This window comes from Planomicrobium stackebrandtii (assembly GCF_030814955.1).
In the GTDB taxonomy this organism is placed as follows: Bacteria; Bacillota; Bacilli; order Bacillales_A; family Planococcaceae; genus Planococcus; species Planococcus stackebrandtii.
Window position 1 is genome coordinate 228,315 of sequence record NZ_JAUSWB010000006.1, and the last position, 25,743, is coordinate 254,057.

Sequence of the window (25,743 nt, forward strand, 5' to 3'; positions counted from 1 at the left end):
CGATCCAAAGAAGATCGGCTTTTCCAGAAGATTAATGGTTTTCAGAAACGACGGTGAATCGTCTATTCTTATGTTCACCGCTTTCGATTTCATCGACTAGGGCAATGGCATAATCCGCATAGCTGATATAACTTTTTCCTTTGCTGTTGACAATAAATCCATCATCGCCTTTTTGGTAGCGGCCAGTGCGGCGTCCCTCCGGATCGAAAAATGCAGCAGGGCTCAAAAAAGTCCATTGAACTCCTTCTGAAGCTTCCAGGTCGGCCAGATTTTGCGCTTGGCCATTGGCGATCGATTTGAACGCTTCAGAAAACTCCGGGGTTTCTGCCAACCGGGTCGTCCGCGCTTCATCAACAAATAAGCTGCCCGCGCCTCCCACTACGATCAAACGGGTCTTCGGAGCTTGTTTAAGCACATCAATTAGAAGTCTTCCGGCTTCGATATGCTGCCCCGCCTTTTCTGGGGGAACCCCAAATGCGTTGACCACTGCATCAAAAGGAGACAAGTCTTCTGAAGTCAAACTGAAAATATCTTTTTCCAGCACTGGTATGTCCGGATTTCCGACTTTCTGCGAATTTCTGACGATGGCCGTCACTTCATGCCCTCTTTTCAAGGCTTCTTTCAAGACTAAATTTCCGGCTTTTCCAGTGGCACCAATAATCCCTATTTTCACTTGCTTCTCCTCCATTCTCTATATAGCGTATAGATGAACAAAAAGGTCAGTTTTTATAACAAGCGGGTCTGCTTATTAGACGTTTGAAGAGGCAGAATCTTGTTGGGCCACGCCGAATCGGCTTGCGGCTTGCTTCAGTACTTCGAATGAACGTTTTCTTTTTTCCTGGTCGTAAATATAGGAAACTGCAATCACTTCATCGATCTGCAGTTCCGCAACAAACTTTCCTAAATGCTCGCTGATGGTTTCTTCATCGCCTTGGAACGTATATTGAGACATTCCGCGCACCATCATTTCCTCACGGTAGCTCCATTGGCCGTCCATTGTATCGAGTGGCGGCTGCAGCAGATTTTTGCTGCCTCTCACGACATTCAAATAAAATTGATCACTGGACGTTGCCAGCTTATCAGCTTCTTTATTAGAATCAGCCCCAATGACATTGACGCAGACCATCACATACGGCTCAGCCAAATATTCAGAAGGCTGGAACTCGCTGCGGTAAATCTGAAGTGCCTGCTTTAGCTGCTGCGGTGCAAAATGCGCCGCAAACACGTACGGCAAGCCAAGGCTGGCAGCAAGCTGAGCACTTGAAGTGCTGGACCCTAGAATATAAACCGGCACTCCGGTTCCTACACCCGGATGTGCCCGGACAGGTCCTTGCTCGTCAAGCGGTTTCAAGTAATTTTGCAATTCGACAACATCCTGAGGAAAAGCGAACGCTGTTTCCTGAGTCGTTCTGCGGAGTGCATGCGCTGTTTGCATGTCTGTTCCTGGAGCACGTCCAAGACCCAGATTCAATCGTCCCGGATGCAGGGTTTCCAACGTACCGAATTGTTCTGCAACAACTAAAGGTGTATGGTTTGGCAGCATGATGCCGCCAGATCCTACTTGAATGGATTCAGTGTTTTCAAGCACTTTGGAAATCAAAATTGCTGTAGCGGAGCTTGCAAGGGTGGCTGTATTATGATGTTCGGACAGCCAAAACCGCCGATAGCCAAGCTTTTCTGCATGCTGAGCAATGGTGACCATTTCATCTAATGCGTCTTTCGTCGTTCCGCCTTCGCGGACTGGAACCAAATCCAGTACGGAAATCGGATATGAATCTATGGGTTGTGACATTTGTTTAACTTCCTTTCGCCCTTCTTATTCTCTAAGGATAAAAGGAAAATATCTGGTACACAAACTATCTGCCTGCTCATCGGCGATTCAGATTTCGTAGCTCTTTCCAATTACAGCAAATTCGACTTCACCAGAGTAACTGGACTTTGCTGCCTGCAAAATTTCATCCAGCTCCCCGTACTGCGGCAGATGGGTCAGCAGCAATTGTTTGGCACCTGCACGTTCAGCCAGCTCCCCAGCCTGGCTGCCGCTTAAATGCCCTTGAATAATTCCGATGTATTTTTCGTAAAGATTCGATTCAGCAACAAGTAAATCTGCTCCTCGGGAAAATTCAACCAGCTCTTCTTTCCAGCTTGTATCTGCCGTAAACACCGCGGCCCGTCCGTTGGCAGTAAATTTCATGGCCAGGCAGTACACCGGATGAACCGTTTCACAGAATGTCACTTGCCACGGACCCAGTTCAAGCGTTTCAGAAGCCTGGATGGCGCGCCCTTCCGTAACGCCTTTATACGAAAGCTTTTCAAACTCGGCAGCATCCTTATCATGGGCATGGATAAACAATGGAGTATCCCATTCTTTCAACTGCATGCCTACCATAGCGGCATGCTGCAGTACGCCAATGTCAGCAATGTGGTCCGGATGATAATGGCTGATGACGACTGCGTCCAACTCACGCAATGCCGTGTAATTCTGAACCGCTGCCAAGACGCCGCTCCCGCAATCAACCAGACAGCGGAAACCGTCCTGCTCAATTAAAAAAGCGGACGTTGCTTCGTTTTTATTGGGGTAGCCGCCCCAAATGCCAATCGGTATAATCTTCAAAAAACCACTTCCTGTCTCTAATTTTTCTTCAGTATAACCGATTCTTTAAAGTTCCTGTTGTTTAACCCGTTGCTTGCAGTGGTATATATAGAGTAAGACAGAAATTTCCTTTGGAGGGATTACATTGACTTTAAAAATGACAGTTGAAAACGCAGTGCAAGCAAAAAAAGAAATCGAGAAATTAGAAACACAAGGATACACGCACGATGATATCTACATTTTCGCGCATGATAAAAAACGCAACAAGGACATTACAAAAGCCTTAGATACAGAAGAAGTCGGCGTGAAAGAACAAGGCTTCCTAAACAGCATGAAAAACATGACCAGTTCACGAGGCGACGAACTTCGCGCGAAACTGGCAGCTGCTGGGTTATCCGATCAGGAAGCTGAGCAGTACGAAGAAGAGCTTGATAAAGGAAAGTTAGTTATCGTCGCAAATAAAAACATTAAATAATTTGTTTCCGAAGCATCGCCTACCCAGTAGGCGATGCTTTTTTTATGCAATAAAGTTTATCAGAGCCCCGTTATTTAATTATTCTAATATGTTATTTTAACCCAATTCAGCATATAGGTATATTGTGTTATAAATCAACTTGACGCCTTTTCTCTATTGTGTCCCTAAATGACTTTTGTTATATTTAGATAGGGATTTTTTAATTTTTAAAAAACTTATCCATGCATCAATTTGCATCAAGGGGGAACAACATGAAAAGTTTAAAAATGGGGAGCGCCTTTGTCGGCATTATTGTCGGTGCCGGGTTTGCTTCTGGCCAGGAAATTTTACAGTATTTTACCAGCTTCGGCTATATGGGGACACTCGCAGCCATTCTTGCAACCGCTTTATTTGCGTATCTGGGGATGAGCTTGACCCGACTGGGAAGCCGTATGAAAACCACTTCACATAAAGAAGCTGTTTTTGGCATTAGCGGAAAAATAATCGGGACTATCGTTGATTATATTATCATCCTTACTTTATTCGGCGTGGGAGTAGTAATGATTGCTGGAGCAGGTTCTATCTTTTCACAGCAATTTAATCTACCGGCACCGCTGGGCAGTACGGTTATGGTCATTCTGGTCGTTTTGACCATTATGATGAACGTCCAAAAAGTTATTGCCATTATTGGCAGCATCACACCGTTTCTGATCATTGCAGTTATCGGTTTGGCTGTTTACAGTCTATTGACGATGGATTCCACATTTGCTTCACTGGATCCAATCGCCAATGAACAACCATCTACTTTGCCTAACTGGTTCCTGTCTGCCATCAACTATGTGTCATTCAACATCGCAGTCGGTGCTTCGATGGCCATCGTCATGGGGGGAACGGAAAAAGATGAAAAAGTTGCTGCACGCGGTGGCTTGATCGGCGGCTTGATTCTCGGCGGCCTTATTATTCTGAGCCACTTGGCGATTTTCTCCAAAGTGGATGTTGTCGGCAGTGCAGAAATGCCATTGCTGCAAATTGCCGATGACATTTCACCCGTTCTTGGGGTCTTTATGTCGGTCATCCTTTTCGGCATGATTTACAATACGGCAGTCAGTATGCTGTTTTCGTTTTCGGCACGCTTTGTCGTAATGGGCACAAAAAAATTCCGCATATTTGTCATCATCGTTGGGATTGTCGCTTACATCTTAAGTTTTGTCGGGTTTACCGAACTCGTAAGTCTGTTTTATCCAATAGTTGGCTACCTCGGCTTCTTCCTAGTTGGAGCGTTAATTTTTGCCGACATCCGAAAACCGCATAAAAAGAAACATTCATAAGCGGGTTTTACCCGCTGACCCTCAAGCCGCCAAAGCCTGCCACACTGCTTTGACGGCTTTTTTATGGTACCGTTAATTTAGAAAAGTGGAAGCGGCCAAAAACAGAAGCTAACCTAAGTACGCGACTTCCTGTCGCAACGGTTAGCTGACCCACATACTGCGGGCCCTCGTCAGGCATAAGCCACTCTGGCCGCTGAAGTCTGGACAAAGAAAATCGGAAGGAGCCTTCTTATGAATCAGTTTATCAAAACACCGGAACAGCAAGCGTTAATCGATCGGCTTCGTGCTATACAGCCCGCTTTCCTGGCGCGCGAGCCGGAACTGGATGTACGCGGTTCCTTCCCTTTTGAAAATATTAAAGCTCTGAAACAATTGGACTACCATACCCTTACCTTACCGCAGGAACATGGCGGCCAAGGATTCGGGCTGTATGAATATGTATTGGCACAGGAAGCCATCGCTGAAGGTTCTGGAGCGACAGCACTTTCAATCGGCTGGCATGTCGGCATTGTTCTGGAATACGCTGAAAATCGCCATTGGCAGCCCGAATCCGCTTATTGGCTGATGGCAGAGATTGCAAACGGTGCACTCATCAACACCGCAGCAACAGAAGCCAATGCCGGCAGCCCAGCCCGAGGCGCCCTGCCGCAGACCACCGCTATCGCTGATGGAAATCACTATGTCGTCACTGGCGAAAAAACTTATACTTCTATGGCCCCCGCACTCGATTATATTTTCGTGACCGCGGCAACAGAAACGGATGAAGTCATCACAGTTATTATTCCACGCCACGCCGAGGGAGTCTCAATCGACGAAACTTGGGACATGCTTGCGATGAGAGGCACAGCGAGCCACACACTGGTTCTCGACAGCGTTCGGATTCCGAACACCCATATATTAAAATCTGCCGGAGTCGCGGCGGCTGCTAAAGGCTGGCTGCTCCATATTCCCGCCTGCTATATTGGGATTGCCGCGGCTGCACGGGCCTATGCAGTCGAATTCGCTGCCAATTACAGTCCTGCATCCCTCGACAAAACAATTGCAGAGACACCTGCTATCCAGCAGACTATTGGTGAAATGGAGCTGCAGCTTGCCACTGCCCGCCATCTTCTATATGGCACTGCAGAACGTTATGTTCATGCTGCCAATAAAGCGGAAATGGATGAAGCTTTGAATATCACAAAAATCGCCGTTACCCAAGCAGCTATGGAGATTGTTGACAAGGCCATGAAAATTGTCGGCTCCCGTGCCCTTTCAGAAGACAATCCGATGCACCGCCATTATCTCAACGTTCGTGCGGGGCTCTACAATCCGCCGATGGAAGACATGGTCAAGGGCCAACTGGCAGCACAGGCAATCCATACATTTACCCAACACTCAAAGACAGAGGTGAAATAAACGATGGAAACCACCGTTTGGATCAATCATACCGAAATACAGGCTTTAAATTTTAACGAACAATGGAGCCATCAACCAAATTCTCAAAAGCCACAAAGAAAAATTTCATTCGACTTCAAAGTGACCAGCGAAGAATACCATGACATCGCCGTACTGCTGTATGAAATGGATTTTCGAATCCGCGTTCCAGCGCAAGAACTGGAATTTGATGCGTCCATTTCCAATTATTCGACCTCTATTACCGATCTGTACAAACCAGGGCAAGTAGCTGATTATTACTTGGAATTAGTTGAACGGGTATAGATAGACTTGTATGGCCTGAACTGCATCATGTGAACCATGCCAAAAGAAGCGCGCGACCTCAGTCGCGGGCTTCTTTTTAATCTCGCTTAAAGCGGCTGCCTTTTTTCTTCGTCCGCAGCCTGGCCATGAGCTCTTCTGCTCGCCTCTTTTTCATCAGGCTTGTTTCCTCATCCAAAGTGACTGCCAGTTGACCGTTTTCGGCATCAATAGTAAACCAGGAATAAATCCTGCTTCCTTCGGGCAGGCAATTGGCGGGCAAAACCAATTCAAGTCCTTCGTCTTCCACTAAAATAACTGCATGGATGCCGTCTTCAATTCGATCCAAAATCCCTTTCATCGCCTTACCCTCCTATACATGCCAAACCCTGCTCCTGAATATTATCCAGCGTTGCCGGGCCAATCCCTTTTACATCAAGCAATTCTTCCAAACTTCCAAATGGCCGCTGGTCGATGATGGACTGCGCATAAACTTCACCTATTCCTGTAATTTCCTGCAATTCCGCTGAAGAAGCTATATTCAGATCGATGCACCGGTTTTCACCTTCAGTTGGAACCCCTTCCTGCTGTGTTTCCACGCTGTAGGACTCGCCGTCTGTTTCAACCAGGATAGTGCCGTTGACATCAGTGCCGAACACTTCTGCCCCCTCGTTTTCTGCAGCTGCAATCACCTCTGCATGCGGGTGGCCGTATGAATTGTCAGCGCCTGCACTGTAAATCGCCACTTCAGGAGCTACAGCTTTTAAAAAAGCGGTGCTGGTCGAAGTATTGGAACCATGATGCCCCAAATGCAGAATTTCTGCATCGAGATCCATGCCGCTGTCGATCATTTCCTGCTCTTCTTTAACACCTGCATCTCCTGTGAAAACAAAACGAACGTCGCCATAGGTCATTCTTAATGATATCGACTCTTCATTTGCTGCTCCCGTAATGTCGTCCGGATACAGCACTTCGATCTGCATGGAACCCACATCAAAGCGGTCTCCGCTTCTTGGTTCCACATAATCCGAACCGCTCGCTTCAATGGCTTGCAGTGCATTGAGGAATGTATTGGAGCTGCTCGTGTTGCCGGACATCCATACTTCTGCAACTTCGAATTCGCCAACAACCTGTGCCAGCTGTCCAATATGGTCTGCATCCGGGTGGGTGCCAACGACAATATCAATGTCCTGAATGCCCTGTTGCTTCAAGTAATCCACTGCTTCTGTTGAATTCCAATTGCCAGTGTCGATCAGCATCGTAAACCCTTCAAATTCAAGCAACGTGGAATCCCCTTGTCCGACATCAATATAATGCACTGTCAAACCATCCTGGCTAACTTCTTCTGCAGCAGGTTCTTCCGCTTGCGACTGGTCATTTTTTTGATCTGTTTCTTCATTATTGCGTTCTTCCTCCGGCTGTACGGCTATTTGTGTACAAGCTGCAAGCAGCATAAAAACAAGGACTGCCAATATGGCCCATCTGATCTTTTTCAAAAACTCACTCCTCTATCTCCAGTGAATTTTACCACAAGCAAATCGAAATGAAAAAGCAGGCCAAGGAAAATCCCTTGGCCTGCTGTCATTTACGTAGACATGTAGTCCCCGCCGTTCATATGCAGAAACTGCCCTGTCATATACGAGTTCTGCGGATCAGCTAGAAACACATATGCTTTCACCAGCTCATATGGCTGTCCCGGACGCCCTGCCGGAACATCTTCACCAAAGCCGTCGGCTACGTCCGGATTTAAATCACCGAAAGTTTTGGTGATTAAGGGAGTCCAGATTGGGCCTGGCGCAATTCCATTCACAGCAATTTCCTCTCGCACTAAACGCCTTGCCAACGAACGGGTCATGGCCACCATCGCACCATTGGCTCCTGCATAATCAATCAGATCCGAATGGCCGCGGTAAGCATTGATGGAAGCGGTATTGATGATGCGGGAACCTTTTTTCAAATGCGGCAAGGCTGCCCGTGTTAAATAAAACATGGCGAATGCCTTAATTTCGAACGTTTTCAGCATCTGTTCATCTGTAATATCCAGAGGAGAAGTTTGTGGATATTGGTAGCCGGCATTGTTGACTACTATATCTACCTGTCCAAATTCTGCTAACGTAAATTGGACCAGTTGGTCGCAATTCTCCGATTTGCCCAAGTCGCCGCTTAGCGCTTTGGCTTTGCCGCCATAGCTTTCAATCAGTCCAATGGTTTTTTGTGCGCCTTCGTCGTCACCGAGATATCCGATGACAACTTTTGCACCTTCCTTAGCATAGGCAATTGCCACTGCCTGGCCGATGCCGCTGCTGGCACCCGTGACAATTGCCACTTTCCCGACGAGTGCCCCACTGGCTTTATAGTCTTTTAAATCAGTGTTGTCGAATTCTTTATCTGCCATATTCCCACCCTCTCAACTCTAATATAAACTGGGAATTTTCGTTAAATGCCAGACATCGTCTGAATATTGCTGAATGGTGCGATCGCTTGAAAAATATCCAGAAGCTGCAATGTTTTTGACACACATTTCAGCCCATTTTTCCGGATGCGCATAAGCGTTTAAAATCTGTTCATGCGCTTTTGAATAACTGCGAATATCTTTTAATACAAAATAAGGATCGCCGTCCTCCAACAATTGCTCCACGATAAAATCGACATTTGTTTTGCCTTCTGTCCATTCCCCTTTGATCAGTTCTTCCATCAATTGTGCAATTTCCGGATCCGAATCAATTATGCTCTTCGGATTGTAGGATTTTTCCTTTTCGTGTTGCATGACTTGCTCGGCAAGCATGCCAAAAACAAAAGCATTCTCTTCACCGACTTGTTCAAATATTTCGACATTCGCACCATCAAAAGTGCCAATTGTCAATGCACCATTCATCATCAGCTTCATATTGCCTGTTCCTGAAGCTTCTTTGGATGCCGTTGATATTTGTTCGCTGACATCTGCCGCTGGAATCATGTATTCCGCTTGTGTCACGTTGTAGTTTTCAACAAAAACAACATGAAGGTGTTTTCTTGCTAGAGGGTCATTGTTCACTTTTGCTGCTACTGTATTAATCATTTTGATGACTTGTTTAGCAAAATGGTAGCTGGGGGCCGCTTTTCCACCGAAAAAGAAAGTTCGCGGATATGGCCGATACGTCGGATCCCGTTTAATCCGATCGTACAGCATCTGGATGTGAAGTATATTCATCAACTGGCGCTTATAACCATGGAACCTTTTGATGTGAATATCAAAAATTGAATCCTGATCCACGATGACATTTTGGTTTCTTTGGAGATGATGGATCAACTGCTCTTTTTTCAAGCTCTTGATCGCTTGGAAATCCTGAAGAAATGAATGGTTTTGCGAAAAATAATGCAACTCGCTCAAGCGTTCAGGTTCCTTGATCCATTGCGGCCCAATCGTATCCGTAATCAGCCCGGACAACTCATGGTTAGCTTTTAGCAGCCACCGGCGATGGGCAATGCCATTAGTCTTATTATGGAACTTGTTCGGAAATTGTTCACTCAATTCTTTCATTTCACGTTTTTTCAAAATTTCGGTGTGCAATTTTGCGACGCCGTTCACTTTATAGCTTCCCACTACCGCCAGCACCGCCATCTTAATGACGCCATTTTCGATAATGGATAGTTTATGAAGGGCTTCATCATCCAGTTCCTGCTCCTGCAGGCTTTCTTTAAAGCGCCGATCGATTTCTTCAATGACCATATAAATTCTTGGAAGCAAAGTTTGAATCAGCCGTCTGTCCCATTTCTCCATTGCCTCTTCCAGGATCGTATGATTTGTATAGGAAATAGTGCGGGTAGTGATATCCCAGGCTTGATCCCAGCTCAAGGCATAATCATCAATCAACAAGCGCATCAATTCCGGAACTGCGAGAGCTGGGTGCGTGTCATTGATTTGGATGGCGACATTTTCAGGAAGTTCCTCTATAGAGAAGCTGCCCTCATTCAAAATAGTTTGAAGTGATGCACTGCATAGGAAATATTGCTGTTTCAAGCGCAGGATTTTTCCGGCCTCCAAGGAATCATCCGGGTAAAGCCGATCAGTGATTTTAGCAGTTTCGTGCTCATAGACCGCATAATCTTTATGGCCGGGAAACGGACGATCCGACACTTCCGCTTGCCACAATCGCAGGGTGTTGACCGTACCGCCGTTTGCACCTACCACCGGCATATCATAAGGGACTGCTTTGACCCACTCTGGTTTTTCCACTTTGACTTTAAGCCCATCCATCCCCATGACCAATTGGACCTCTCCGTAATATGGAACCTCTACTACCAGATCCTCACGGCGAACGTCTACATTGTGTTTTTCCTGGATCCACTGGGTCGGTTGCTCAGTCTGGTAGCCATTCACAAAATGCTGCGTGAACAAACCCCCTTTGTATCTGAGGCCGTAGCCGTTTCCAGGCAAGCCCAAAGAAGCTAAAGAATCCACAAAGCAAGCCGCCAACCTTCCCAGACCGCCATTTCCAAGACCTGGTTCTGTTTCCAGCTCTTCTATCTCAGACAGTTGAAGACCCAATTCATCAAGCCCTTCTTTTACGATGTCATAAAAGTTTAAATTGATGAGGTTTTGTCCCAGAACACGTCCAATCAGAAATTCAATAGAGAAATAATACAATTGCTTTTCGTTATTATCTTTATATAATTGGCTTGTCCGATACCAACGGTCCTGAATCCACTCCTGGGTCATTTCCCAAAGAGTTTCATAGGCCAGTTCTGCAGTTTTTCCCATTCCCTTATGTTCCATTCGAGTGACAAAGATTTTCTTAAACTCTTCTTTGGAAGAAAACATTATTGACACACCCCTTTAGATTATCCTTTCATAGAGTTTAGCGTATTCTGCCGCAGAGCGCGACCAGGAATAATCACCTTTCATGCCGTTTGTCTTAACGGCCTCCCAATGCTCTGGCTGCTGATAAAAAGCCAGGGCTCGTGCGAGTGCCAGACCAAATGGCTGGCTTTGTGAAAAATCACTTAAAAATCCATTTCCGGCCTTTAGCTGTTCGTCGTATTCTACTACTGTGTCTTTCAAGCCGCCTGTTTTATTGGCTACCGGGACCGTTCCATAACGCATCGAAATCAGTTGGCTAAGGCCACACGGCTCAAAGTGGGAAGGCATCAGGAAGATGTCGGCTCCCGCATACAGGAGATGGGCGAACGCCTCATCAAAGCCCACATGAATATAAACCTTATCCGGAAAATCAGCTGCCAGCGTCCGGAAAAACTGTTCGTACTGTTCTTCTCCAGAACCCAGCAAGACAAACTGAAGATCCTCTTCTGCCAATAATACCGGAAGCACTTCCTCCAAAACATCAATCCCTTTTTGCCCTGACAGTCTGGAAATCATCGTCAGCAACGGAACATCCCCGCGCTCCGGCAGTCCAGCTCGTCTTTGGATTGCCCGCTTATTGACCAGTTTGCCTTCCATGCTCATCGCATCAAACTCGTGTTCAATGGACAGGTCCGTCGCAGGATTATAAACTTCGGTATCAATGCCATTTAAAATGCCAACCAGGTCCTGCTGTTTTTCCTGCAGGAAGCTGTTCAGCTTTTCCCCATAAAAGTCCGTTAAGATTTCATCTCGATAAGTGGGGCTGACAGTCGTCACTTTATCCACGTATGAAATACCCGTTTTTAACGAATTGAAGTCGCCGCGCCATTCCACAATCCCTTCGTCATAATAACGCGCATCCATTTCAAAGTTTTCCAGGAAAGTGTCTTTTGAAAACTTTCCTTGAAACTGCAGATTATGAATTGTCAACACTGTCTTGATTTCTCTAATGGACGAATATCGCTGATCTTCCTTCAATAAAAAAGGAACCATGGCGGTATGCCAGTCATGGACATGAAGCAGATCCGGCTGCTGCTCCTGCCGTTGGATGATCTCCAGCACTGCACGATTGAAAAAAGCATATCGTTCAGCATCATCCTCACCATAAATCTGGTCTCTTTTGAAATAGCTGTCATTTTCCACAAACAGAAATTTCACGCCAGCCTGGTCATATTCAAAAACCCCAAATGATTTTTGCTGGCCTTTAAAGCTGAATTCGACCGATTCTTTCAAGACGAATTCTCCTGCATATTCTTCTGAGATCAAACTGTATTTGGGTATGATGACATTGACTTCATGGCCTAATCTGCTGAGCTCTTTCGGCAACGCACCTATTACATCCGCCAGTCCTCCGGCTTTTGCAAAAGGCGCACATTCTGCTGCTGCCATAATGATTTTCATCGCATGTCCTCCTTAGTGACCTTTTCCCCTTTACGCAAAACAATCGGCTGTTCAGCTGTTCCATGCAAAACTACCCCTTCACCGATGTAGACGTCTTTATCTGCAATGACATAAGACAAGTCACAATTTTCCTCAATAACGCATTTTTGCATGATGATGCATTTCTCGACACGTGCACTTTTTTTAATATAAACGGCACGGCTGATGATGCTGTCAGCCACTTGACCCATGATCGTACTGCCATTTGCGACGAGTGCGCGTTCAACATGGCAACCGCTTACGTATCGTGTCGGCGGCTCATCCTTCACCTTTGTATAAATCGGACGGTCAGCCAGAAACAGTTGTTTCCGATTTTCTTCATCCAGCAAAGCCAATGATGCCTGAAAATAACTTTGAACAGAATCGATAACGGCAAAATATCCTTCATATTCATACTCGTTGAATTTATATGGGCTCTTCTTTAAATTTACCACATCTTCGACGCTTACCACTTTTTTGTCCCGGTGAGTCCGGATCAAATCAATTAGCAGATCTTTAGACAAAATATAGGTTTTTAAGGAAACTCCTCCGCTTACTGCTTCGGTGATATCTGCACCTGATTGGATATGCTGATCCAGCATGTCTTTGAAATCCAATTGGCTTACAATGAAGCTATTGATGACAACAGCATGCGGCTGAATGCTCTTCGTGAAAAACTGTATATGCTCTTCTAAAGCCCCAAATGCACCGACACTGGATATCCCCCCATCGCGTTGGGTAACCGGAAGGAAAAAAAGGCCATTTTTTCTTCTGTCCAAATCCCAGCTTTTGCCGACACCAATGTGATCAAGCAAAGAAGCAAAAGGATAGGTAGGAAATACGCCGACCGTATTAACACCGGAATTCACAAGATTTGATAAAGGAAAGTCGATTAATCGATAACGTCCTGCAAATGGTACAGAAGAAACGGTCCGTTGCATTGTCAAATCCTGCAGCCCTTCTTTTTTAACAGAGGCGTCTACTACTGCCATTAAATTCATTTTCCGCCACGCTCCTTCCATTCATCCAGCTGCTCTTGTGTCAATAAAACCACTTCATCCTTCTGGTTCGACACTTCAAACCCTTCCGGCACATCAAGTCTAGGCGGTACAATCGCACGGTGAAGCTTTACGTTTTTGCCGATTGTCACTCCGCTCATAATCACACTTTCCGAAACCGATGCACCTTCTTCAACCATCACATTCTGAAAAATAACAGATTTTAAAACTTCACCAGAAATGACACATCCTTCATTTACCATAGAACCTTGAACATTACCGGTTCCAGTAATAACTTGCGGAGGAAGTTGCGGATTCGAAGAAAAAATACGCCAACCCGGATCGTGCAAATTTAGGCCAGAATTCAAATCCAGTAAATCCATATTGGCTTCCCATAAACTTTCGACAGTTCCAACATCTTTCCAATATCCTTTAAACGGGTAGGCAACCATTTTTTCGCCTTTTTGCAGCATGGACGGCAAGATGTCTTTTCCGAAGTCATGGGAAGATGATTCATCTACATTATCCGTCTCTAAATACTCTTTCAGCTTTTCCCATGTGAATACATACACGCCCATGGAAGCCAGGTTGCTTTTCGGATTTTCCGGCTTTTCATCAAATTCCAACACATCCATCTCGTCGTTGACGTTAATGACCCCAAATCGGCTGGCTTCTTCCCACGGGACTTCCAGGACGGAAATTGTCACGTCGGCTTCATGCTCTTTATGGTAATCGACGAGCAATTCATAATCCATTTTATAAATATGATCCCCTGAAAGAATCAATACATACTCCGGATCACAGGATTGAAGAAAGCTGATGTTCTGATAAATTGCGCTGGCTGTTCCCGCGTACCATTTTATCCCATCAATTTCCGCGTAGGGCGGGAGCATTGTAACTCCGCCGTTGTGGCGATCCAAATCCCATGGGGTTCCCAACCCGATATACTCGTGCAGGACATGCGGCTGGTATTGCGTCAGCACACCGACAGTTTCGATGCCTGAGTTGGTGCAGTTGGATAACGGGAAATCGATGATGCGATATTTCCCCCCAAACGGAAGCGCAGGTTTGGCTATCGTATAAGTTAATGATTTCAACCGGCTTCCTTGTCCACCGGCCAACAGCATTGCGACTACTTTATCATTCATCATGCTTCACTCCCATCTTGTTTTTGTTTCCATATGCTCATCGTAAATGCTGGCAAATCCATTTCTACGGAGTACGGAAGATCATCGTATGGATCATCAAAGGTCCCAATAACAGCCTCTGGGGCATCGTTTCCTGATGTAAAGATTTTTTCATATTCCGTACTTTTTGGAACCCCTACCTTAAAATTCTCGTACCGGCGACTCGAAAAGTTGCAGACGACAATGCATTCGTCTTCTGGCATGAATCCTCTTCGAATAAAGGCAGCCACACTTTGTTCATTGTTATCTGCATCGATCCAGGAAAAGCCATCTGGATGGTCGTCCAGTTCAAATAATGCTTTTTCTGTTTTGTAAAATTCCAGCAGATCTCTTGTATAATCAGCCATTTTCTTATGTTCTTCAGTATCCAACGAAGCCCAATCCAACTCTGGTTTAAATTCCCATTCTTCGAAATGGCCAAACTCCTGGCCCATAAACAGCAATTTCTTGCCGGGGTGGGCAATCCAGAAACCGAGCAGCAGCCGCAATTGCAGAAACCGTTCATCCAGCGTTCCGGGAAGTTTATTTAAAAGGGAGCCTCTTCCATTTACGACTTCATCATGCGACAGCGCGAGAAGGTAGCGCTCCTCGTACTGGTATACGAGAGAAAAGTTCATCTTTTGGTGTGCTTCAGAGCGTTCGGATGGCTGTATTTCCATGTAATCCAGCGTGTCGCGCATCCACCCAAAATTCCATTTATAGTGAAAACCGACACCCCCTTCAGAAACTTCGTGCGTCACTTTTGGGTAATGCCAGGCATCTTCGGCGATCAATAGCACTTCAGGGTAAAACTCTCTTAAACTATTTGTCAGTTTCCTCAGAAAATTAGTGCCTTCCTGATTATGCGGACGCTCTTCTCTGTTCGGGATAAACAATAAACAAACCAATGCATCCATTCGGAAGCCGTCAAATTTAAATTCATTGAGCCAATAATGTCCGCTCGATATTAAAAAGCTGACGACTTCTCCTCTTTGAATATCAAAATTTAAGGTGCCCCAGTCAGGATTGGCACCCCGTTCCTCCCGCTCATCCTCGTACAAGGGACTGCCATTAAAGAGAGCTAGCGCGTGTTCATCAACACAGAAATGTCCAGGAACCCAATCCAAAATCAATCCGATTTTATTCTCGGCGCATTGTGCGATAAAGTATTTTAAATCATCAGCTGTTCCGTAGCGGCTGGTTGGCGCAAAATAACCGGTAGTCTGGTATCCCCAGGATTCATCCAGTGGATGCTCTGTGATGGGCAAGATTTCGATATGCGTAAAGCCCATGTCCAAGACGTACGGAATCAGTTTTGAAGCCAATTCACGGTAGTTCAAAAATCCTCCCTCGGCATTGCGCTTCCATGTCCCGATATGTAATTCGTAAATCACCATGGGTTTTTCACGGTGGTCATTATTTTGTATTTTCTTTTGGTGCAAAACTGTTTTCGACCATGTATGCTTGGAGGCTGAAGCTACCACCGATTTGGTTTTCGGTCTCATCTCACCTTCAAGCGCGTAGGGGTCGGATTTACGCAGCTTTTTGCCAGCTCTTGTTTCGATGATATATTCATACGAACAGCCGGTCAGTTTCTGCGGAATTTGTATGTCCCAGATTGTCTCATCGAGAGGATGCTGTTTCATTTGAAAAACTTCTTCTACCATACTTTCAGGACCCGTAAAAGCTACTTCCACATTTGCCACATCCGGAACCCATATTGTAAACCTCGTTGTATCTGCAGCTGCATGTGCTCCAAAATATAGATAAGCGTCTTTCATCAAGCCCGCATGGAAAGCATCCAGCTGTTCCTGAGTAAGACGGCTTTGCAGGTCATTCATCTTGACACCTCCAAATTTTTTACAGTTCCGCGTCTTCTTTTAATTCTACATAAGTACTGTAAATTCCTTGTTAAGAAAGAGAATTGTTCAAAAAATTCGATAAATTGAAAATTCCGCTGCCTCTTCGTTCGAAATGTCTACACATTTCTTTCTTCTTATACCCTTGTTTGAAGGAAGAATATCCACTACGCTTAGGAAGATAGCTGTTTAATTGAAAGAGAGGCTGAAATTTGTGCGAAAATATAGAGCCCTGCTGCTGGCTGTTTTCTTCAGTATCTTTCTGGCGGCATGCACTCAAGGCATTGAAGACCCGCTCGAGTGGGAGATAGAAGAATTTACTTTCACCAACCATAACAACGAAGATTTTGGCCTGGCTGACCTGGAAGGCGAAGTTTGGCTTGCTGATTTTGTGTTCACCAATTGCACCACAGTCTGCTTGCCAATGATGGCCAACATGACCGACTTGCAGGCACAATTGGCAGCCGAAGGACTGGATGTCCAGATCGTTTCCTTCAGTGTGGACCCGGCGTTTGATAAGCCCGATGTCCTGAAGTCCTATGCCGAGAACTACGGCGCCGATTTATCCAGCTGGAATTTGCTGACCGGCTATACACCTCAGGAAATCGATGAGTTTGCCATGGACAATTTCGAAACTTTAGCAAGAAAACCTGAAAATGACGATCAAGTTATTCATGGCACGTACTTTTATCTAGTCGATCAAGAAGGTGTCATCATGAAATCATATGACGGCTTAAACCCACCGGTTGAAGAGATTTTAGCAGACGCAGAAATCCTACTGACGGAGGAATAGCAGATGAAGCAGAAAAAAATCTGGACGGCCGCCCTCCTGCTTGCTGCCGCCGCATTGCTCCTCCTGTTTTTCATTCCACGTGAAAATGTTCCGGCTGATGAAAGCCGAGTCATCCTGGAGCATTCGTTTAGAACGTATATAGCTCCTTCCTGTTTCGAACAGGCAGAGGCCACTAATTTCCTGGAAGAATCAACATTGGAGACAGCCAAAGAGCTCAATTATCCTCCACATTCTTCCTGTACCGAAAAAGCCTTTGAAGGCAATCGGGACAGCGGGTTTATCCGGCTGATGAAAGAATTGGGCATTATGGAAAAAGAATCGACGGATTGGTAACTAAAAAACAGCCAGAGAAAAAATTCTCTGGCTGTTTTTCGTTATTGCATTTACTTTATGACTTTGACACACACTGGAGCGGTGGTCTGTATGGTATTCTCAACTGTACAAGGAGCACCTGAACCGACGATCTTTAAAACAACAAGTGTATGTGAGTTTTCATTCGCTACTACCATCCAGACATTGCCGGGGATTAAAGTAAAATGCCTCGGCCCTTCGCCTCCTGAACTGGTCAAGCCGATATTTTCCAATGTACCATTCTCCTGAACGGCAAAAGATGCGATGCTGTCATGTCCGCGGTTTGATGCGTAAACAAACAGGCCATCGCTTGAAACAGTAATTTCTGCGCTGGTATTTTCTCCTGTGTAACTGTCAGGCACTAAAGGCAGCAGCTGCAAAAATTCCAATTGCCCGTCTTGGCTGATTTTGTAGACCAACAGCGTGGAATTAATCTCATTTAAGGAATAGACCAAAGGTTTTTCTGGGTGAAAGCTTAAATGGCGCGGACCAGCTCCCGCCTCTGTTTTCACTTTGTATTTCAGCGTCAATGTCCCGGTATTGGCATCCAGTTTATAGGTGGATATTGTATCTGTCCCCAAATCCGATACCAAAAACAAATTTTTCCCCGGAACTTGTATGACTGAATGCGGATGAGCAGCATCTTGCCGGTCTGGATTCGGCCCGGAGCCTTCATGCATTACTGAAGCCGCTAGCTCTCCAATCGCTCCATCTGCATGGAGCGGATAAACATTCACGGTCGCGCCTGAATATGTAACAGTGAGCAGCCATTGCCCCGTTTCATCGATGGTGACATGAGCCGGATGGTCCCCATTGGAAGATTGGCGGTTGATTTCCACTATTTTCTTGGCTGCCGGTTGGATCCAATAGCTGACAAGTTCGCCATTGCCCACTTCACTGGCAGCTACAAAACTTGTGCCGTTCGGATGAACAGCGATAAAAGATGGGCGTTCAATACCCGCTATGCCCATTAGCTCTGTTAATTCTCCCGTGGTGTCTTCAAATTCCCAAAGTTTGATGCCCGGTTCTTTTTCTGATGAATACGATCCTGTCAGCAGGTAGCTGGATGCCATCAAATTCCTCCTCGATTTCTAGTACAAAGCAAACTTCTCCATTTTTAGTGCGGGTACGGCACGGACGCAACTTCTTCGTCCAATTATAAAATTTTAAATTCCCGTGAATTTCCGGTGAAGATGAGTTAAAGTAAGCTATGAAACCTGACCAGTCTATTATACGAGAAAGAAGGTTGTCCATGAGAAACTTCGGTTTATCCATCCGCGAAAAAAGCATTGTATGCATCGGCTTCATGGGAGTCGGAAAAACAACTGTTGGAAAACTGCTGGCCCAAAAACTGTATCGCAACTTCGTCGATATTGATGTGGAGATTGAGAAAGCATTTGCTATGCCGATTCCACAAATATTCGAAGTCTACGGAGAACAGGCCTTTCGTGCCAAAGAAAAAGAATTGATAGTGAAATACAGCCAACAGCCGCTGAACATCATTTCTGTCGGCGGCGGTGCCTTTTTGCAAAAAGAAATACAGGACATCTGCATGGCCGACTGCATCGTCCTGTTTCTCGATATCTCATGGGAATCGTGGAAAGACCGTATCCACATTCTCGTCGACAACCGCCCTCTTTTAAAAGGACGCTCTCTCGAAGACATGAAAACGCTGTTTCTTGAACGGCAAACAATTTATTCATTAAATCATTCCAAGTTCCAGGTCGATAATTTCAAAGCGGAAGAAGCGGCTGATTACTTGGCTGATGCCTTGAAACTATCCTGGGAAATTCATGCACCCCAGCCAAAATAAAAGAGGAAACCCGTCATATCTATATGGCGGGTTTTTTGTTGATTTGTCATATCTTCTGCCACTCCTCCCCGTTCTAATATTCAGATATTTTAAAGTATACGATATGTTTTAGAAGCTTACAATTTTTATCTTAGTAAAATATATATGCTGAAATAAAGAAACCAACTTTTACTCTGTGCTTTGGGCAGGGCAAAGGCGAGTGCCCGTGGATGCGCCATCGCTAAGAAGAGTAAATTCAAAACAAAATCATATTTTCCGCTGTATTCTTAAAAGATATAGAACAATTCAGCGGAAGATTCCATTACAAGTGAATTACCGTCTGGATGAATAATTGGACCATGATATAAAAAGCGACAGCAAACTTCAAGTTGAATTGCAGGCCATTCCGGATCCCGCTCAATCCATTGACACTGCTCAAAATAATAACCGGCATCACAAAAGGAGATAAAATGATGGAGATGACGCTTCCCGAAGTCACGGCCAGTACCACCAGTTCCGGCGGGTATGGAAAAGGGATCGCCTCTAAAACCCCTGTCACCAAAACGATGACTGGCAACGGCCCCAAACCGATAAAGCCCAGAAAGATGACAATGAACGGAATCAGGAACAGAACATTGAGCACTGGAACGATTCCAGTCAAATAGTTCATGCCGCCGATCACATAGCCACCTGCATTTGACTGGTTCAGTGCATAGATCAACAAACCTGCGGCAATTAAAATGCTAAACTGCTGCGCTTGTTTCGCGATTCCTGTCGAGAAATAATACCGGGTCTCCACAACAAAACTGCAAGGTTTTCTTTTGATTAAAAAATACAGCATAGTCCATCCAAGGATTACTAATGGAATGGTCAACAAAAATTCCAAACCGGTCATTTCATGCACAAAGAAAATGGTCCCAAACAGGGAAATGAACAGAAACACAAACTCTGCCACATCCTTATTCCACTTTCCTTGGTTCCGTGAATTCTTCATGGCTTTATCAATTTCCTGTTTCAAAACATAAGTAAAGTCCACTCCGTACTTCTTTTCCTGGAAATAAGAGAAAATTACAGATAAAATCGTTCCCGCGAAAGCGAAAGCAAACCCGAGCGCCATCGACTTCCAAAGAGTCGCTTCAAGCGCTTCCACCGCAAAAATAAAGCTGGGGATGCTGATGACCCATAATGTAGACAATCCAAAGCCGCGCAGGATAGCTGTTCCTTTAAAATTTTCCCAGGCCTCGTCTTTATGTTCTTTTAAAAACACATCGATAAAGCGGTACATCATCGGCACCACCCCAAACAAGAGGAAATGGGAAATTACTTGGGTCATCGCCATCAGCCCAAAGTAAAACTTCTGGCTCTTATTTAGCAAATTATGGGCAAAACTCATAATCTCTTCTATATAAGGTTCTTCTTTCAAAACCCAGCTGATCATTGGAACAATCAGCAGTAATCCAATGAGGCTTCTCATCTGCTGCAGCCCCTCGAATATATCACCCATAAAAGAATTGCTTGTAAAAAAAAGCACTATCAAAGCCGCGGCAATCAAGAACAATTGCAGCTGAATTTTTTTCAATGGCAGCAAGAACAAGGCCGACAATAAAATTAGCACACCTAAAATTGGGAGCATCGCGTTTAACGGACCACTCTCAAAAAAGTAAGTGACAAAATGCACGAGAGCATACGCTGAAACTGAAAAAATAAATCCTATAGCTGCTTTCTGATTCATTTCATCCCCCCTTTGAATAGCTCCATCATTTCTTTTTATTCTACACCTTTTAGTGCACTATTCTTTCAAGTTCCATGGATTTCCGATTGATTTCGGGACTGGGCGGCTAAGGCTGTACTAATCTCTCGGCATCTTCTTAAGATTTTTTGTTTTCAGTTAATATGTGATATGCTCTGAGATAACAATGAGTGGTATTTCATTGAGGAAGCAATTCCCTATGGTAAAGGCTTAACAGATTGACATCGTTTTCTCATAGTATAGGAGGAATTAAACGTGGGTGTAACAAGAAGCTTCTTTATCGCCTTGTCCAAAAACCAGGCGCTCAATAGCGGGGCTAAAAGATGGGGTTTAAAATTAGGCGCTGGAAAAGTAGTTGCCGGAACTGACATCAAAAGCATGATGCAATCGGTCAAGGAACTTAATGCGAATGGAATTAGTGCCACAATCGATAATCTGGGTGAGTTTGTACAGACCAAAGAAGAAGCAACACAAGCCAAGGAAGCTATCCTAAAAACACTGGAAGCCATTCAAGTTCATGGCGTTAATGCACATATGTCCATCAAGTTGACACAAATCGGTTTGGACGTAGACCCGGATTTCTGTCTGGAAAACATCCAAGAAATTGTATCAGCTGCTGCAAACTATGATATCTTCATTAATTTGGATATGGAAGATTATGATCACCTGCAGCAAACACTTGATATCCTAAATGTCCTGCTTAAGGAATACGATAATGTCGGAACCGTGATCCAGGCCTATTTATACCGAGCCGAAAAAGATCTAGAAAACTTGAAGAATGTTCGGCTCCGCCTCGTAAAAGGGGCATATAAAGAAAGCCCGGAAGTCTCACTTCAGGAGAAAAAAGAGATCGATGAAAATTATTTGAAGCTGATCAAACTTCACCTCCAAGCTCCTGGATATACATCGATTGCAACGCACGACCATCATATTATTGAACAGGTAAAAGCGTTTGTAAAAGAGGAAAATATTCCGCTGCACAGCTTTGAGTTTCAGATGCTGTACGGTTTTCGGACAGAAATGCAAAAGGATCTGGCAAAAGAAGGTTTTGCATTCACAACCTATGTTCCTTTTGGCCAGGACTGGTATGCGTATTATATGAGACGATTGGCTGAAAGACCTCAAAACATCAACTTGGCGTTGAAAAGTTTAGTTTCTAAATAAAAAGAAGCACCTCCAAAATCTGGAGGTGCTTCTTTTTGCCAATTAGATAAGTCGAACGAAAGAAACGCTTAAGAACGCCGCTTCGCCAGTGCGTCTTATGCCGGTCAAGGGGCCGCAGGATGCGGGTCAGCTAACCGTTGCGACACGAAGTCGCGCTCTTAGGTTAGCTTCTGCTTTTGGGCGCTTCCGCTTTTCTTCATTGTCCAGACTTCAGCGCCCAGGCCCTAGGGTCATAAGCCACTCCAGCTGTGCGGCTGAAGAAACGCCGCTTCGCCGGAGCGTCTTATGCCCGTCGGACCTACACGGGCGCTTACACTTTTCTTCATTGTCCAGACTTCAGCGCCCAGGCCCTAGGGTCATAAGCCACTCCAGCTGTGCGGCTGAAGAAACGCCGCTTCGCCGGAGCGTCTTATGCCCGTCGGACCTACACGGGCGCTTACGCTTTTCTTTTTTCAATCCAAATTTCTTACTTGGATAGGCGGCAAATCTTGCTGAAGGTTCTTTCTGTGCCTTTCGTATTGCAGTGGCAGCATCAACGCTTCTCCGAGCGATTCGGGAGATTCATCTATTGCAAACCCAGGTGGATCGGTTGCGATTTCAAATAGGATGTCTCCATATTCACGGAAATAAATGGCATTAAAGTAATTGCGGTCTTGAACAGGGGTCACTCCCAATCCGTAAGTTTCCACCTGCGCTTTCCAATCCAATTGGTCGGCATCATCTTGTGCACGCCACGCAATGTGGTGGACAGTTCCAACGCCCATCTGCCCTGTACCAACCGGAGACAATTTTACATCAATGATATTGCCCAGATCGCTTGCTGCACGGAAACGCAAGAGGCCGTCTTCTTCCCCTATCCGTTCGAGTCCCATGACCGTCTCTAATAATTCAGCGGTTTTTTCCGCATTGGCCGTATATAAAGTAACCCCGCCAAATCCTTTGATCGCAACCTCTTCCGCAACTTCACCAATTCCCCAGCTGTTTGCTTCGCCTTGCTGTCTTTCAACCAGCTCTACATGCAATCCATGCGGATCGTCAAATGTTAAATATTGCTCATCAAAACGCTTTGTTTTTGAAAATGGAATCTTGAACTTTTCCAGCCTGTTTTCCCAGAAAACCAGAGCTCCAACAGGAACTGCGTAAGTGGTGACACCAACTTGGCCATCCCCGATTTTCCCTTTGTAGGCATCTCCCCAGGGAAAGAAGGTAATGATGGTTCCGGGCTTTGCAGTTTGATCACCAAAATATAGATGATAGGTTCCTGGATCGTCAAAATTCACTGTTTTCTTTACCAAGCGCAGCCCCAATACACCTGCGTAAAAATCTACATTTTCTTGCGGGTCTCCAACAATTGCAGTGATATGATGGATTCCCATTGACTTCTTCGTCATTGCGCAGCACTCCTTTGTCATTACAACTATATGGTTATCTTACCATTGTATTATCTCGAATTAGAAATATTAATTGCAATTCCGTGTTCAGACACTATTTAGCAATAAAACTTCATTGCGGCTTATTGTCTTCATGCTTTTCCAACTGTTCTTCTCGCTGTTGTTTAATTTCTTCCAAGCTTTCTTTGTTGTCCTGTTTTTCTTCTTCAATTTTCTCTTTTCGCTGTTGTTCTTCTGTTTTAGAAATATTCGAATTTTCCTGTTCTTCTTCCACTTGATCTTTTTGATGCTCTTTGACTTCTTCTATTTTTTCTACTTCCTCTTGATACTGATCTTCCACTTCAGAGGTAGAGGGAAGGAAAGGTTCATTGTTATAATCCGTTCTTTTGCCATGGCGAAGCATATCATAAATGATCAGTCCGTTGTTCGGCATCCCATTAGCCGTTTTCATTGGAACAATATCAAATAATACATAGTAAAAGGCATAAAAGACAAATCTGTCCCAGAAAGTGGCATACTCTTCCAGCATGCCATTCGCCAACATGGCATTTATCGTGACTGCCACTACCAGATTCACTAAAATAGGGCCTGCATACAGGGATACATAAGCAAACTTCCCTTCCCTTTTCAGAGAATCATACGAATACCAGCTATACAGATGATAGTATTTCCGTATGTCGAACATTCCTATTTTAATAATCCTTGTACCCGAACCAATCGTCATTCGCGGGTTTTTCACGCCCAAAATCAAGCTCATTATTAAATAACCCGACTCTCTTAAAAAGACGACAACCGGCAAGATAATAAATGCGGAAATTATCAATGATACTAAATCGGCTAATCCGAACATTCGCTCACTCCTTTTCGAAAGCCCAAAAAGCTCTACCTCCTAAGGTACCCATATTATATTGCATTCCTGCTCTTCTATCATTACAAACATATTTCAGTTTGATGAAATTAATCTATTGGTCACTATCTTTTTTCGTGTTAGCATAGTTATTATATAAAGAAGCTAAAAAACAATTGAAGTTACGCAACTTTGAAACCGATCTTCTTATAACATGCGCCAGCCGGTCAGTTAATACGATGATTATTAGTGAAAATTCACTTTAAAGGATGGATACTGTGGGAGCTCAATTCAGACACTGGATTCAAAAAAAATGGATGATGCCTGTTTTCTTGATTGCCCTGTTATTTATTATGGCCGCTTTTGGGGAAATCACCTCCTCCCCTGATGCTTCCGCATCCATACAAATTGCAGGCTCCGCAGCCTTCAGCTCTCCACCAAACATCAATGAAATCAGCGAGCGGGTCGAAGTTAGGAAAAATTTATCTTATAGTGATACCGCTAACAGCTTTTTGGATATTTATTATCCTAAAGATGGAGCCCCTTCAATGCCGGTCATTTTATGGATTCATGGCGGCGGCTATGTTGGAGGTTCCAAAGACAGCCGCCAGGACTATGCAATGGCTTTGGCAGATGCCGGCTATGTAGTAGCAAACATCGATTATGCCTTAGCCCCAGAGTCGCTTTATCCAGGTCCAGTGCTGCAGGCGAACAAAGCACTTGCCTATATGCAGCTTCATGCAGCTGAATACGGCGGCGACATGGACCGTGTATTTGTAGGCGGCGATTCGGCAGGAGCGCAGATTGCCAGCCAAGTTGCTTCGCTTGTATCGAATGTAGAATTGGCCGAAACGATGGCGATTCAACCAGCTATCGCCAATAGCCAACTTCAAGGAGCATTGCTTTTGTGCGGCTTGTACAACTTGGACACGGTCAGAGCCACGGCCTTTCCCAATATTGATGTATATCTATCAGCTTACACAGGGGCAGAACCATTCGAATCGTTCCAGAGGATCGATGAGCTTTCGACGGTCCAACATGTCACCTCGAACTTTCCGCCCGCTTTCATCACAGTCGGTGACGCAGATCCTTTTGTGTCGCAATCCACTGAACTGGCCGATGTTCTGCAATCTTATGACGTTCCAGTCAGTTCTGTCTTTTTTGAAGGTACCCAAAAAAATCTGAAACACGAGTATCAATACGATTTAAGCACGGAAGATGCGCGGGAAACACTTGATAAAACTCTCCAGTTTCTTTTCATCCATAGTCAGTAAAATAAAAAACGAGCAAGCCGCTTATCTGCGGCTTGCTCGTTTTTGGT

General features: G+C 44.9%; 24 protein-coding genes. 9 read left to right on the forward strand and 15 right to left on the reverse strand.

Annotated elements, in window-relative coordinates:
* Positions 1-31: 31 nt before the first annotated feature.
* From QOZ98_RS12875 to QOZ98_RS12885, 3 genes are all read right to left on the reverse strand, one after another.
* Positions 32-673, reverse strand: a complete 642-nt coding sequence (locus QOZ98_RS12875; RefSeq protein WP_308787828.1) for an NAD(P)-dependent oxidoreductase — start codon at positions 671-673, stop codon at positions 32-34.
* Positions 674-748: 75 nt separating this feature from the next.
* Positions 749-1,792, reverse strand: coding sequence for an LLM class flavin-dependent oxidoreductase (locus QOZ98_RS12880; protein WP_308787829.1), 1,044 nt, complete (start codon positions 1,790-1,792; stop codon positions 749-751).
* Positions 1,793-1,879: 87 nt separating this feature from the next.
* A complete protein-coding gene (locus QOZ98_RS12885; protein WP_308787830.1) occupies positions 1,880-2,614 on the reverse strand; it encodes an MBL fold metallo-hydrolase in 735 nt (244 codons plus the stop codon).
* 124 nt (positions 2,615-2,738) lie between these two features.
* Here QOZ98_RS12885 and QOZ98_RS12890 point away from each other — a divergent pair, with 124 nt between their 5' ends.
* The 4 genes from QOZ98_RS12890 (at position 2,739) to QOZ98_RS12905 (ending at position 6,076) form a co-directional block, all read left to right on the forward strand.
* Positions 2,739-3,068, forward strand: coding sequence for a general stress protein (locus QOZ98_RS12890; RefSeq protein WP_308787831.1), 330 nt, complete (start codon positions 2,739-2,741; stop codon positions 3,066-3,068).
* Between the two features lie 251 nt (positions 3,069-3,319).
* Positions 3,320-4,375 (forward strand): YkvI family membrane protein, encoded by a 1,056-nt coding sequence (locus tag QOZ98_RS12895; protein ID WP_308787832.1) that lies wholly within the window; start codon positions 3,320-3,322, stop codon positions 4,373-4,375.
* 231 nt (positions 4,376-4,606) lie between these two features.
* A complete protein-coding gene (locus QOZ98_RS12900; RefSeq protein ID WP_308787833.1) occupies positions 4,607-5,773 on the forward strand; it encodes an acyl-CoA dehydrogenase family protein in 1,167 nt (388 codons plus the stop codon).
* A gap of 3 nt (positions 5,774-5,776) precedes the next feature.
* Complete coding sequence (locus tag QOZ98_RS12905) at positions 5,777-6,076, forward strand: DUF3219 family protein (RefSeq protein ID WP_308787834.1); 300 nt, start codon at positions 5,777-5,779, stop codon at positions 6,074-6,076.
* A gap of 76 nt (positions 6,077-6,152) precedes the next feature.
* On the opposite strand, the gene QOZ98_RS12910 is transcribed toward QOZ98_RS12905, so the two are convergent.
* The 8 genes from QOZ98_RS12910 to glgB all read right to left on the reverse strand — a co-directional run bounded on the left by QOZ98_RS12910 (position 6,153) and on the right by glgB (position 16,316).
* Positions 6,153-6,413 (reverse strand): DUF3006 domain-containing protein, encoded by a 261-nt coding sequence (locus tag QOZ98_RS12910; protein ID WP_308787835.1) that lies wholly within the window; start codon positions 6,411-6,413, stop codon positions 6,153-6,155.
* 4 nt (positions 6,414-6,417) lie between these two features.
* On the reverse strand, positions 6,418-7,548 hold the full coding sequence (locus tag QOZ98_RS12915; protein ID WP_308787836.1) for an MBL fold metallo-hydrolase: 1,131 nt from the start codon (positions 7,546-7,548) through the stop codon (positions 6,418-6,420).
* A gap of 89 nt (positions 7,549-7,637) precedes the next feature.
* A complete protein-coding gene (locus QOZ98_RS12920; protein ID WP_308787837.1) occupies positions 7,638-8,447 on the reverse strand; it encodes an SDR family oxidoreductase in 810 nt (269 codons plus the stop codon).
* An 18-nt stretch (positions 8,448-8,465) separates the two neighbouring features.
* Positions 8,466-10,853, reverse strand: a complete 2,388-nt coding sequence (locus tag QOZ98_RS12925) for a glycogen/starch/alpha-glucan phosphorylase (RefSeq protein WP_308787838.1) — start codon at positions 10,851-10,853, stop codon at positions 8,466-8,468.
* 15 nt (positions 10,854-10,868) lie between these two features.
* Entirely contained in the window at positions 10,869-12,293 is a 1,425-nt protein-coding gene (glgA, locus tag QOZ98_RS12930; RefSeq protein WP_308787839.1) for a glycogen synthase GlgA, read from the reverse strand.
* Positions 12,290-13,312: a GlgC family sugar phosphate nucleotidyltransferase gene (locus tag QOZ98_RS12935; RefSeq protein ID WP_308787840.1), complete on the reverse strand. Its 1,023-nt coding sequence runs from the start codon at positions 13,310-13,312 to the stop codon at positions 12,290-12,292. Before QOZ98_RS12935 ends, glgA begins: the two co-directional genes overlap by 4 nt.
* Positions 13,309-14,460 carry a glucose-1-phosphate adenylyltransferase gene (locus tag QOZ98_RS12940; protein ID WP_456154011.1) on the reverse strand — a complete coding sequence of 384 codons (1,152 nt, stop codon included), beginning with the start codon at positions 14,458-14,460 and terminating at the stop codon, positions 13,309-13,311. Before QOZ98_RS12940 ends, QOZ98_RS12935 begins: the two co-directional genes overlap by 4 nt.
* A complete protein-coding gene (gene glgB / locus QOZ98_RS12945; RefSeq protein WP_308787842.1) occupies positions 14,457-16,316 on the reverse strand; it encodes a 1,4-alpha-glucan branching protein GlgB in 1,860 nt (619 codons plus the stop codon). The genes QOZ98_RS12940 and glgB overlap by 4 nt, the downstream gene beginning before the upstream one ends.
* A 232-nt stretch (positions 16,317-16,548) precedes the next feature.
* Between glgB and QOZ98_RS12950 the strand changes: the two genes are divergently transcribed.
* Both QOZ98_RS12950 and QOZ98_RS12955 read left to right on the forward strand, forming a co-directional pair.
* Positions 16,549-17,127 carry an SCO family protein gene (locus QOZ98_RS12950; RefSeq protein WP_308787843.1) on the forward strand — a complete coding sequence of 193 codons (579 nt, stop codon included), beginning with the start codon at positions 16,549-16,551 and terminating at the stop codon, positions 17,125-17,127.
* A gap of 3 nt (positions 17,128-17,130) precedes the next feature.
* Positions 17,131-17,460 (forward strand): hypothetical protein, encoded by a 330-nt coding sequence (locus QOZ98_RS12955; protein ID WP_308787844.1) that lies wholly within the window; start codon positions 17,131-17,133, stop codon positions 17,458-17,460.
* 50 nt (positions 17,461-17,510) lie between these two features.
* On the opposite strand, the gene QOZ98_RS12960 is transcribed toward QOZ98_RS12955, so the two are convergent.
* Positions 17,511-18,551 carry a lactonase family protein gene (locus tag QOZ98_RS12960; RefSeq protein ID WP_308787845.1) on the reverse strand — a complete coding sequence of 347 codons (1,041 nt, stop codon included), beginning with the start codon at positions 18,549-18,551 and terminating at the stop codon, positions 17,511-17,513.
* A gap of 179 nt (positions 18,552-18,730) precedes the next feature.
* Between QOZ98_RS12960 and QOZ98_RS12965 the strand changes: the two genes are divergently transcribed.
* Entirely contained in the window at positions 18,731-19,291 is a 561-nt protein-coding gene (locus QOZ98_RS12965) for a shikimate kinase (RefSeq protein ID WP_308787846.1), read from the forward strand.
* Between the two features lie 301 nt (positions 19,292-19,592).
* Here QOZ98_RS12965 and QOZ98_RS12970 read toward each other — a convergent pair whose 3' ends face one another.
* Positions 19,593-21,002: a hypothetical protein gene (locus QOZ98_RS12970; protein ID WP_308787847.1), complete on the reverse strand. Its 1,410-nt coding sequence runs from the start codon at positions 21,000-21,002 to the stop codon at positions 19,593-19,595.
* 273 nt (positions 21,003-21,275) lie between these two features.
* On the opposite strand from QOZ98_RS12970, the gene QOZ98_RS12975 reads away from it, so the two are divergent.
* Positions 21,276-22,184: a proline dehydrogenase family protein gene (locus tag QOZ98_RS12975; RefSeq protein ID WP_308787848.1), complete on the forward strand. Its 909-nt coding sequence runs from the start codon at positions 21,276-21,278 to the stop codon at positions 22,182-22,184.
* A gap of 452 nt (positions 22,185-22,636) precedes the next feature.
* Here the strand turns inward: QOZ98_RS12975 and QOZ98_RS12980 are convergent, their stop codons facing one another.
* Positions 22,637-23,575, reverse strand: coding sequence for a ring-cleaving dioxygenase (locus QOZ98_RS12980; RefSeq protein WP_308787849.1), 939 nt, complete (start codon positions 23,573-23,575; stop codon positions 22,637-22,639).
* Positions 23,576-23,687: 112 nt separating this feature from the next.
* Positions 23,688-24,425: a hypothetical protein gene (locus QOZ98_RS12985; RefSeq protein WP_308787850.1), complete on the reverse strand. Its 738-nt coding sequence runs from the start codon at positions 24,423-24,425 to the stop codon at positions 23,688-23,690.
* A 266-nt stretch (positions 24,426-24,691) separates the two neighbouring features.
* Here QOZ98_RS12985 and QOZ98_RS12990 point away from each other — a divergent pair, with 266 nt between their 5' ends.
* Entirely contained in the window at positions 24,692-25,696 is a 1,005-nt protein-coding gene (locus QOZ98_RS12990) for an alpha/beta hydrolase (protein WP_308787851.1), read from the forward strand.
* Positions 25,697-25,743: the final 47 nt, after the last annotated feature.